Origin of the sequence: Streptomyces inhibens (genome assembly GCF_003389455.1) — a bacterium.
GTDB lineage: Bacteria > Actinomycetota > Actinomycetes > Streptomycetales > Streptomycetaceae > Streptomyces > Streptomyces inhibens.
In genome coordinates this window covers 1-2909 of the sequence record NZ_QUAC01000322.1, presented here as the reverse complement: position 1 = coordinate 2909, position 2909 = coordinate 1, and the positions used below count along the sequence as shown (strand labels likewise).

3 protein-coding genes and 1 pseudogene are annotated in these 2909 nt (G+C 70.5%); 2 read left to right on the top strand and 2 right to left on the bottom strand.

All coding sequences use genetic code 11. From position 1 onward, the window contains the following. Positions 1–289: pseudogene (locus DY245_RS33810) on the top strand (MFS transporter); the annotation flags it as partial. A 62-nt stretch (positions 290–351) separates the two neighbouring features. Here DY245_RS33810 and DY245_RS33805 read toward each other — a convergent pair. Then, the gene (locus DY245_RS33805; RefSeq protein ID WP_128510959.1) at positions 352–975 is read right to left on the bottom strand and encodes a mycothiol-dependent nitroreductase Rv2466c family protein; all 624 of its coding nucleotides are present in this window, start codon (positions 973–975) and stop codon (positions 352–354) included. Positions 976–1161: 186 nt separating this feature from the next. Beyond that, on the bottom strand, positions 1162–1593 hold the full coding sequence (locus DY245_RS33800; RefSeq protein WP_128510958.1) for a MarR family winged helix-turn-helix transcriptional regulator: 432 nt from the start codon (positions 1591–1593) through the stop codon (positions 1162–1164). Positions 1594–1682: 89 nt separating this feature from the next. On the opposite strand from DY245_RS33800, the gene DY245_RS33795 reads away from it, so the two are divergent. Continuing rightward, on the top strand, positions 1683–2702 hold the full coding sequence (locus tag DY245_RS33795) for an NADP-dependent oxidoreductase (RefSeq protein ID WP_128510957.1): 1020 nt from the start codon (positions 1683–1685) through the stop codon (positions 2700–2702). Positions 2703–2909 lie beyond the last annotated feature (207 nt).

Below are 2909 nucleotides of genomic sequence, written 5' to 3'. Positions count from 1 at the left end.
GGGCGCCGCCGCGGTGGCCGGCGAACTCCCGGGCCGGGCGGGCGAGGCGCTGCTGACCGCGGCCCGGACGGCCTTCACCGACGGGCTGCAGGTGGCGGTGCTGGGCGCCGCGGGGGTGATGGTCTGCGCCGCGGTCCTGGCGGTGGCGCTGCTACGCGGCCTGCACACCAAGGGAGTTGAGGGCGAGACGGACGCTGACGGGGTGGCCGGCGCTGCCGGGGCGGCCGACGGCCGGCCGGCCGCCGCCGTACCGGCCGGAACGGATCCGGCCGGTACGCCCGCCGGTTAGAGGACGCACCCGCCGCGTCCGCGGCGTCCGCGGCGTCCGGGGCGTCCGGGGCGTCCGGGGCATCAACTGAAGTCGAACTCGCCCGTGCGGGTCCGCTTCAGCTCGAAGAACTTGTCGTATCCGGCGAGGAGGCGGGCGCCGTCGAAGACCCGCACCGCGTCCTCGCCGCGCGGGATCGCCATCAGCACCGGCCCGAAGAACGCCACCCCGTCGACATGGATCGTGGGGGTGCCGACCTCCTCGCCGACCGGGTCCATGCCCTCGTGGTGACTCTTGCGCAGCGCGTCGTCGTACGCCTCGCTCCCGGCGGCGCGGGCCAGCTCGGCCGGCAGTCCGACCTCCGCGAGCGCCTCCTCGATGACGGTGGCGGTGTCCTCGCGGCCGTCGTTGTGGATGCGGGTGCCGAGCGCGGTGTACAGGTCGCGCAGCACTTCCTCGCCGTGCTCCTGGGCGGCCGCGATGCACACCCGTACCGGGCCCCAGCCCGCGTCCAGCAGCTCGCGGTACTTCTCCGGAAGGTCCGCGCGGCCCTCGTTCAGCACGGACAGACTCATCACCCTGAAGCGCAGATCCAGGTCGCGGTGGCGCTCGACCTCCAGGATCCAGCGGGAGGAGATCCAGGCGAACGGGCAGATGGGGTCGAAGTAGAAGTCAACGGTGTGGCGGGTGGTGCTCGGGTTCGTCATACGGCCGAGATTAGAGCGCCACCGGACCAGCCGACCGGGACACCTGCCCACGATGATCCTGGGCCAATTCCACTCCGCGGTCGGACTCGCCCGGAAGCGACCGGGCCCACCCAGGCCCGCCCGGCCCCACCCAGACTCGCCTAGCCCACCCGGGCCCGCCCGAATCCACTCTCTGGCCCACCCGTCTCACTCGGGTGCGACGCCCAGCATCCGCTGCAGCAGCTCCTTGAGCAGGGTGCGCTCGGCGACCGTCAGCCGGCCGAGGGGCTCGCGCGCGAAATCGAGCGAGGTGCGCAGCGCCTCGGCCGTGCGCGTGCCCTCGGTGGTCGGGGCGGCGAGCTTGACGCGGCGGTCGGCCGGATCGGGGCGGCGCTCGACCAGACCGCGGGACTCCAGACGGTCCACGATGCCGGTGATGTTCGACGGCTCGCACTTCAGCCGCTGGGCGACCTTGCGCATGGGCAGCGGCTCGGCGGACAGCAGGCTGAGTACCCGGGCCTGCGCGCCGGTGAGGGAGTGCTCGGCCGCGGCGTGCTCGTACTCCTCGTAGTAACGGGCGACGACATCGCCGATGAGCTCGACGACCTCGACGGTCAAGGGGTCTGCACGCGGTGTCATGCACAACAGGATACCCAATTGCTTGACAACATGAAATATCGAGGGGCATTGTTGTTTCAGTACCTGAAGCATTAGGAAGGACCGCGCTCATGTCCGCACTGCCCACGACCGGCCGCGAATGGCACCTCATCGCCCGCCCGCACGGCTGGCCCACCCCGGAAGACTTCGCGCTGCGCGAGGCCGCGGTGCCCGAGGTCGGCGAGGGCCAGATCCTGGTCCGCACGAAGCACTTCTCCGTCGACCCGTATATGCGCGGCCGGATGAACGATGTGAAGTCCTACGTCCCGCCCTTCCAGCTCGACCAGCCGATGGACGGCGGCGCGGTGGGCGAGGTCATCGCCTCGCGCGACGACTCCATCGCCGTCGGCGACCACGTACTCCACGGCCTCGGCTGGCGTGAGTACGCGGTCCTGGACGCCAAGCGCGCCGCCAAGGTGGACCCGTCGCTGGCGCCGCTCACCGCCTACCTCGGCGTGCTGGGCATGCCGGGTCTGACCGCGTACGCGGGTCTGCTGGAGGTGGCGTCCTTCAAGGAGGGCGACGCCGTCTTCGTCTCCGGCGCGGCCGGCGCGGTGGGCAGCGAGGTCGGCCAGATCGCCAAGCTCAAGGGCGCCTCCCGGGTCATCGGCTCGGCCGGCTCCGACGAGAAGGTCAAGCTCCTGGTCGAGGAGTACGGCTTCGACGCCGCCTTCAACTACAAGAACGGCGATGTTGCCAAGCAGCTCAAGGAGGCCGCGCCGGAGGGCATCGACGTCTACTTCGACAACGTCGGCGGCGACCACCTCGAGGCAGCCATCAGCTCCCTCAACGTCCATGGCCGGGCGGCCATATGCGGCATGATCTCGATGTACAACGCCACGGAGCCGAGCCCGGCGCCGCGCAACCTCGCGATGGTGATCGGCAAGCGGCTGCGTCTGCAGGGCCTGCTGGTCAGCGACCACGCCGCGCTGCAGCCGCAGTTCGTCGAGGAGGTCTCCGCCTGGATCCGCTCCGGCGAGCTCAAGTACAGCGAAACCAAGGTACCGGGCATCGAGAACGGCGCCGAGGCCTTCCTGGGCCTGCTGCGCGGCGAAAACACCGGAAAGATGATCGTCAGCCTCGACGCCTGAGGCTCGCGAGCCTCGTTGAGTCCTGGCGGCGAGCTTGAACGGTTCCGGCCACGGGGCTGGTCGATTCGGGCGACGGGCCTGACTGATTCGGGCTCCGGGCCTCAACGATTCCGGTGGCAAACCTGACCGATTCCTATGGCGGGCCTGATCGATTCGGGCGACGAGCTCGATTGATTCCGGCGACAAGCCTGACCGATGGGTGGGGCG